Source organism: Geodermatophilus chilensis (assembly GCF_002802985.1).
GTDB lineage: Bacteria > Actinomycetota > Actinomycetes > Mycobacteriales > Geodermatophilaceae > Geodermatophilus > Geodermatophilus chilensis.
The window spans coordinates 1-5,694 of sequence record NZ_NVPT01000245.1 but is presented as its reverse complement, the minus strand read 5'-3'; the positions used below and the strand labels follow the sequence as shown (position 1 = coordinate 5,694).

Here is a 5,694-nt window from a genome sequence, read left to right as displayed (position 1 = left end):
GCGCCTGTAGTAACACGACCCCATCGCGGCCTGCCCGCATCCCTCCAGGTCAATCAGCGAATTGGGCCGGTCGCGTGCTCACGATCTTCGGAAGTCCGGTCTGGCTCATGGGGGACTCGGCCGGCCTGGATGAAGCGGTCCAGGACTGACCGCTGAACGCGGACGTGCTTGCCGAGCTTGACGTAGTCGATGCGGCGCTCGGCGATGAGACGGCGAACAAATCGTTCACCGGTGCACAGATAGTCACCAGCCTGGCTGGGGGTCAGCAGCTCGTCGGTTCCGGCGGAGGGAGCATCGACGGTCCCATCGGCCATGGCTCGGAGGTCCATGGCTCAACGGTGCGTGGAAGGCTCCTGTTCTTCTCCTGTCCGCCCGTCGATCGCCACGGCCTCGGATGCGTAGCGCGCTCCACTCCTGCGCTGCCGGACTGCGTGTACCGGGGCTCCCCTGGAGGACCACTGCAGCGGGACCGTCGTCTCGTCACAGCGTGCGGTGCCGTCTCGAGGACCCGAGGATGCGGTTGCGTTGCTGGATTCAGGGGGCCCGACGCCCGCGGTGGTCGCGCCCATGACGCAGTCGATGCTGTAGCGCGTCAGCCCTTTCAGTCTCGACCGTCTTCCAGCCCTTGGGCGGAGCCCGTGGGCCGGAGTGCTTCCAGTGCCATCGCGGCGCCGGTCGAGGCGACCTGGCGACCGAGGTAGACGTCCTGGGTGAGGCTCGGGTTGGCATGGCCCAATTGGTCGGCGATGGCGCGGGCGGACAGGCCGGCGTGGTCGAGCATCGTCGCCGTCGTCTTCCGGATCACGTGGCTGCTGATGTGGCCGAAGCCAGCACCTGCGAAGGCAGCTCGCAGGTCGGCCTGTGTGTTTGAGGGATCGCGCCAACCGCCCAGGGGAGCCGAGAACACCGGTGCTTGTGCCCCGGCCACGTCTGTCGACGCGCCCACACGGGCAGCCCGCCTCCGTAGCTTCTCGACGCACCAAGGCGGGAGCAGCAGTGTGCGGGCACCCGAGGCCGTCTTGGTGCTCTTGCGAACGAGGCCCTGACCCTTCACCCGGACGATCGTCGACCTGATGTCCACGGTGCCGGCGTCGAGGTCGAGGTCATCCCACGTCACGGCGGCGGCTTCGCCGATGCGACATCCGGTGGCGAGCATGAACGCGATGAAGTCCGGCACGTCGTGCCTCCGGGTTCTCTCGTCGGCCTCGAGTTCGGTGAGCAGCGTGCGGGCCTCGTCGGCGGTAAGCGCCTTGGGCGCCTTCTTGGCCGGTGTCTCGATGCTGCCGGTGTCGCGGACGGGATTGCGCTCCAGCGCGTCGTGACGAGCGGCCAGTCCGCAGACGCCGCTCAGGACACTCTTGGTCATCTTCGCGACGGCAGGGCCGTGCTTGTCGGAGACAAGGCACAAGTGCCGCTCGATCGTGCCGATGCTGAGCTCTCGCACCCGGAGGTTGCCGAGGCCAGGAAGCACCTGCTGATCGAGGCGGTTGCGGTAGGCCTGCATCGTCGTGGGGCTGAGGTTCTTGAGACCGGCGAACCACGCCTCGGCCAGCGCGTCCACTCGTGTGTTGGGAGTGATGTCCCCGCCGACGTCGAAGCGCGCACGGTCTCGAAGTGCGAGCCGAAGTGCTGCCTCGGCGGCAGCCTTGGTCTTGGCGTGTCGCTCGACCTGTCGGCACCTGCCGTCGTAGTCGCGGTACCAGGCGACGGCGCGGTGCCCGGACGGCGTGGTGTGCACGCGAGTCTTGCCTGCCGTGCCGAGCGCGAGACCTGGCCTGCCCATGATTTACCCCTGAAGAACTCCGGAGATCAGTGGCTCCTCACGGTACGACAGCGAGGCTCCTGACACCATGTATTCGCACGTCGCGGGCTGATGCGGTACATGGCGGTGCTCCACGGAAAAGGGCAACCACGTAATCGGGCGGTTGGGGGTTCGAGTCCCCCCGTCGGCTCAAAAGTCCAGGCCAGCAAGCTATGCGGAGGGATCAGGAGCTGACTCCAGGGACGGCCCCCCACTTTATCCCCATCATTCGTATCGCCCGGGGCGGCCTGAGCCCCGCCACTGGCGCTGGCTCATCGACGCCCGCACCGGCGCGGATTGGACGCCTCGCTCACGTTGCTCGACCGAGCGGGCTCCCGGGTGGCCGAACCCGAGCCGCGCACCTGCGTCATCGATGAGGTAGCCGTGCTCGCTGCCTGGCGCACGTGCTCGGGCTTCGCCTACGGCCGGCAGTGGTCCTCGGTCGCCTTGTTGGAGCGGCAGGTCCCCTCGACGGCTGACCCGCGGGCGCCACACTCCGCCTGACCAATCGGGTCTGCGCTGTCCCCTGGCCCACCTGGGCCGCACACGACCTGGTTGCGGGGACGCTCGACCTCTTCGCGCAACGTGCCCCGCGCGCCCTACCGGACCTGACCGACGGTGGATCCGACAGCGACCGGTCGCTAGGTCATCGTCGCCTTGCCTCAGGTCACGATCGATTCGCAGCTGTCGACAGCATCTGCGCGTTCGGGTACTCACTCGTCTCTGGAAGGCAAGATCAACATGGGTACGACGGCGATCACTCGCTCGGGACGCGGCCGGCTTCGATGAAGGCGTCGAGGGCAGAGCGCTGCAACCGGACGTACTTGCCGAGCTTGACGTAGGCGATACGCCGCTGGGCGACGAGGCGGCGGATGAACCGCTCACCCGTCCCGAGGTACTCGCCGGCTTGGCCGATGGTCAGCAGCTCGTCGCGAGGGACAAGACCCGTAGTGCTGCCCAAGGGGCCCGGCTGGCTCATGCCGATGAGTGTTGCGTCTGCTTCTCCAGTTCCTCTTCGGAGGACGAGTGCCTGATCACGCGGCTCATGTCGGGTCTCCAGTTCTTCTCCAGTAGTCCACCGGACACCCCTACCTGTGAGGAACCCGGACCGGTGAAGACGCCTCTCACTCGCCCTGTCGATCGTCAGCCAGGCCGGCGGGCCGCCTCCTCGAGCACCTGGCGCACCCATTCCGATCGGGACGCCTCGGCACGCTCGGCGGCCTTGCTGACCGCCTCGTCGAGCTCTCGAGAGATGCGTACACGCAGCAGGGGCGATTCTCCGACCTGCGACAGCGAGGGGCGGCCTCGTCCCCGCACCCGGCTCACGGCGTCCTCAACGGCCTCGTCGACGTAGGCGTCGTCCACCAAGCGCCCCCGGCTGTCGCGCAGCTGCTCCGTGTCGGGGATGTCCGGTCCGAGCTCGTAGCCGCTGTTACTCATCGGTCGCTCCTTTTCGCAGGCTGGTGGGCATGACATGGATGATCACGACGGCGTCGGGCAGGTCCAACGCGACGATCTCAAGCTCGACGCCGCGGTCGTCGTCGCCGATCCACACGAGTCGGGCGTCGGTGGTCGCCGTCGCGGGGACGTGCTCCGGCTCGACGCTGTTGATGACGTACATGGCGCGGGCCTTGCCGATGCGGTGTCGGCGTGCCGACCGATACCACCGGACGACGCGCACCACCTGATAGTGTGGCACAAAAGTCAGCGCTTCGGGGCTGAGCTTCTGAACTCGGGAGCGGTGGGGACGCCTTCGGCTCCTGCGAGAGCAAACGCTCTGCGCTTGCGTCGTCGTACGGAGCGCGGGCACGCTCGCCACCGAGCCCGCCGTTGCTGGTGGTCGGGAAGCGGAGCCGGGACCCCCGCCGGTATGACGGGACCCGGCGTCTGCGTTTTCCGGGCACCGGGGTCCCCAGGTCGTCATCCGTGACGCACACGACGGCGGACAGGCACCCGTCAGGCCGGCGATGGGGACTGCCGTGAGCCTAGCCCGGCGCTTTCACCGCACATGATCGATTGAGCCGCTCCAGCAGCAGGAAAGGTGCTCCTGACCTGCAAGGATCGGGTTTGTCTAGGACCTGATCACTGCGAGAGCGGCAGCACCTTTCTGGTGAGGAAGCGTAGCGGGGTCTATCCCCAGCTGACCGTTGACGGGGCCGGCCGCACGGTCGTCTCCGAGGCCGGCGGAGTGCTGCTGACCCGGACGGCCATGGCGGTGGGGCTGGATGCGGCGTTGAGCGCGGCGCTGGCCCGGTGGCGGCGGCCGTTCGCCCGGCACCATCCGGGCAAGATCGTGCTGGACCTGGCCATCTGGCTGGCGATCGGCGGGAACTGCCTGGCCGACATCGCGCAGCTGCGCGCGCATCGGCAGGTGTTCGGCGCGGTGGCGTCGGACCCGACGGTGTCCCGCTGCATCGACGCCCTGGCCGCGGATGCGACCGCGGCGCTGGCCGCGATCGCGATACCGCCCGGGCGGCGACGCGGGCCCGGGCGTGGGCGGCCGCCGGCGAGCACGCCCCCGACCATGCCGTCGATGCGGCCGCGCCGCTGATCATCGACGTCGATGCCACCCTGGTCACCGCGCATTCGGAGAAGGAGCAGGCGGCCCCGACGTTCAAGCGCGGGTTCGGCCAGCATCCCCTGTGGGCCTTCGTCGACCACGGCATCGAGGGCACCGGCGAACCGCTGTCGGTGCTGCTGCGGGCCGGCAACGCCGGCTCCAACACCGTGGTCGACTACCAGGCGGTCATCCGCGCCGCGCTGGCCCAGCTACCCGCGGTCCGTGCCGGTCGGCGGCCGGGCAAGAACGTGCTGATCCGGGTGGACGGAGCCGGCGGCACGCACCGGCTGCTCGACTGGCTGACCCGCCGTCGACTGGCCTACTCGGTCGGCTTCGCCCTGCCCGGCGACCCGGAAGCGATCCAGAAGACGCTGGCCACGGTGCCCGCAGACGCCTGGACGCCGGCCTACGACGCAGACGGGCAGGTCCGGCCACGGGCCTGGGTCGCCGAACTCACCGACGCCTTCGATCTGACCGGCTGGCCGCCGGGCATGCGGCTGATCGTGCGCAAGGAACGCCCGCATCCGGGCGCCCAGCTGCGGATCACCGACCTCGACGGGCACCGGATCACCGCGTTCGTCACCAACACGGCCAGAGGTCAGCTGGTCGACCTCGAGCTGCGCCACCACCGCCGGGCCCGCGCCGAGGACCGCATCCGCTGTGCCAAGGACACCGGCCTGGCCAACCTGCCGCTGCACGACTTCACCCAGAACCAGATCTGGTGCGCCATCGTCGCGCTCGCCGCCGACCTGGTCGCCTGGATGCAGACCCTCGCCCTGACCGGGCACGAGGCACGCCGCTGGGAGCCCAAACGGCTGCGCCTGCGGCTGCTGTCCATCGCCGGGCGCCTGGCCGTCACCGGCCGCCGACGCCTGCTGCACCTGGCCGCCACCGCGCCGTTCACCGGCCTGCTGCTCCACGCACTGCACCGACTCGACCAGTTGGCCGCCCCCGGCTGAACGCCGACGCCCCGTCCCGACGACCGAATCCGCATCCGGGCCCGTGGAACCCGGCGACCACCCCGACGACACGGGCGGCTCTGTCACACCCCGAAGCCAGAATCACCGCCCACAGCGGTCAAGAACCCGCTGCTACGCCGACGAGGACCGGCCGATGAAAGATCCGGGCTAGGGGACCGATCTTGTCCCGCGTCAAGCAAGGTTCGCCCTGAGCGGCCCACCTAGGGACACCAACGGCGACCTCCTCCCGGCCCGCTTGCGTCTTCTGGCACGACCTCAGAACGTGTTTAGAAAGCGGGGGTGACAGGGGTCGAGCGGTGAGTCAGGCTGGTTCATGGGCTCTTCCCCGGCCTATCCCTCGGATCTGACCGATG

The 5,694-nt window shown here is 69.2% G+C and carries 5 protein-coding genes and 1 pseudogene; 1 reads left to right on the top strand and 5 read right to left on the bottom strand.

Annotated elements, in window-relative coordinates; all coding sequences use genetic code 11:
• Positions 1–53 precede the first annotated feature (53 nt).
• The 5 genes from CNO22_RS25360 to CNO22_RS25335 all read right to left on the bottom strand — a co-directional run bounded on the left by CNO22_RS25360 (position 54) and on the right by CNO22_RS25335 (position 3,482).
• Positions 54–329 carry a helix-turn-helix domain-containing protein gene (locus tag CNO22_RS25360; protein WP_232807349.1) on the bottom strand — a complete coding sequence of 92 codons (276 nt, stop codon included), beginning with the start codon at positions 327–329 and terminating at the stop codon, positions 54–56.
• A gap of 272 nt (positions 330–601) precedes the next feature.
• Complete coding sequence (locus CNO22_RS25355; RefSeq protein ID WP_232807348.1) at positions 602–1,738, bottom strand: site-specific integrase; 1,137 nt, start codon at positions 1,736–1,738, stop codon at positions 602–604.
• 820 nt (positions 1,739–2,558) lie between these two features.
• On the bottom strand, positions 2,559–2,762 hold the full coding sequence (locus tag CNO22_RS25345) for an excisionase family DNA-binding protein (protein ID WP_232807347.1): 204 nt from the start codon (positions 2,760–2,762) through the stop codon (positions 2,559–2,561).
• 182 nt (positions 2,763–2,944) lie between these two features.
• The gene (locus CNO22_RS25340; protein ID WP_100502016.1) at positions 2,945–3,241 is read right to left on the bottom strand and encodes a hypothetical protein; all 297 of its coding nucleotides are present in this window, start codon (positions 3,239–3,241) and stop codon (positions 2,945–2,947) included.
• A complete protein-coding gene (locus tag CNO22_RS25335; protein WP_100502014.1) occupies positions 3,234–3,482 on the bottom strand; it encodes a hypothetical protein in 249 nt (82 codons plus the stop codon). Before CNO22_RS25335 ends, CNO22_RS25340 begins: the two co-directional genes overlap by 8 nt.
• A 429-nt stretch (positions 3,483–3,911) precedes the next feature.
• Between CNO22_RS25335 and CNO22_RS25330 the strand changes: the two are divergent.
• A pseudogene (locus CNO22_RS25330) lies at positions 3,912–5,320 on the top strand (IS1380 family transposase).
• Positions 5,321–5,694 lie beyond the last annotated feature (374 nt).